Genomic DNA, 1644 nt, shown 5'->3' with positions numbered 1-1644 from the left:
GCCGGCCGCCTTGGCCGTTAGCACCGTCGCCAGCCGTTCCACCGACAGCCGGTCCACCACACCGTCATCCAGCACACCCGCGGTATGCATCACCGCAGACAACGCAGGACCATCCGCACCGGTCCAGGCCAGCAGCCCGGACAAATCCGCCCGCTCACTGACATCACAAGCCACGACATCGACCCGCGTGCCCTGAGCAGCCAGCCCCGCGACCAGAGCCGCGACACCAGAGGCCGACGGCCCGGAACGACTCGCCAACACCAACCGCCGAGCACCACGCCCCGCCAGCCAATGAGCCACATGCCCGGCAATCGCACCCGTTCCACCAGTGACCAGCACACTCCCACGCGGCACCCAGCCCTCGGCGGAGCCGCGAGGCTGCCCAGCCCGGCTCAGCCGCCGGCCCAGAATCCCGCTCGGGCGGATCGCCACCTGGTCCTCACCGCACCCGGCGAGCACGGCCGCGAGCCGCACCCCGGCACGTTCGTCCAGTACGGCAGGCAGATCGATCAACCCGCCCCACCGATCAGGGAGCTCCAAAGCAACCACCCGACCGAGCCCCCACACCTGCGTCTGCACAGGGTTGGCCAGCACCTCACCCGGCACAGCGGCCACCGCACCACGCGTGACCACCCACAGCGGTGCACCCACCTCGGCATCACCCAGCGCCTGCACCAACCCCAGCGTCGCCGCCACACCCTCAGCCACCACCGGATACCCCGACACCGGCGCCTCATCCAACGCCAGCAACGACACCACACCCGCCACCCCGGCAGACTCGATGTCCTGCAACGCCTCACCAAGCAGCGAGGCCACGTCGGCCCGATCCACGACGTCGGCCGGGACCTCGACGACCACTACTTCGGCGCCTCGGGCGGCCAGCGCCCGCACGCACCCCCGCGTCAGTTCGGCGTCGGCCGATCCTGCTGCGGTCACCAGCAGCCACAGTCCTGTCAGCACACCCGAGCCCGGCTCACCGACCGGAGCCCAACTCGCCCGGTAGCGCCAGTTCGCGGTCACCGAACGGTCCCGCTCCTGACGACGCCACGACGCCAACGCCGGCAGCACCTCGCTCAGATGCTGCTGGTCGTCAATCGCCAGCGTGTCGGCGATCCGGGCCAGGTCCCCACCCTCGACCGCGGCCCAGAACTGCGCCTCGGCCACGGTGCTCGCACCATCCCCACCCGCCGTTCCCGGGGTGGGCAGCGCCAGCACGCCCTTGGGCCAGTACCGCTCATGACGGAAGGCATACGTGGGCAGTTCGACCCGGTTCGCAGCAGGCAACACCGCGGCCCAGTCCACGGACACCCCATGGACGAACGCCCGCGCCAGACCCGTCACCAGGCCCGTCACACCCTGCTCATCACGTTCCTTGCGTCGCTGGAGCGGAATGAACACACCCTCATCGCTGCCGACACCGGCCACCGCGTCCGGACCCAGCGCCGACAAGGACCCATCCGGACCGACCTCGATGAACACCGACACACCCTGCGCAGCCAGCGCGCCCAACGCATCCGCGAACCGCACCGCCTGCCGCGTCTGCCCCGGCCAATACCCGCTCTCGCACTCGGCCACCAGCTCACCCGTGAGCGCACCCGCCCACACCAGCTGCGGCCGCCGGTACTCCAAACCCGCCGCTATCCC

The 1644-nt window shown here is 70.8% G+C and carries 1 protein-coding gene; it reads right to left on the bottom strand.

Annotated features, from left to right (window positions below; all coding sequences use genetic code 11):
• The coding region (locus tag AQI88_RS45645) for an SDR family NAD(P)-dependent oxidoreductase (RefSeq protein ID WP_208616094.1) at positions 1-1575 on the bottom strand (1575 nt) is incomplete at its 3' end.
• Positions 1576-1644: the final 69 nt, after the last annotated feature.

The sequence above is a fragment of the Streptomyces cellostaticus genome (genome assembly GCF_001513965.1).
In the GTDB taxonomy this organism is placed as follows: Bacteria; Actinomycetota; Actinomycetes; order Streptomycetales; family Streptomycetaceae; genus Streptomyces; species Streptomyces cellostaticus.
The sequence above is the reverse complement of the archived record's forward strand: the minus strand, read 5'-3'. Positions and strand labels throughout refer to the sequence as shown.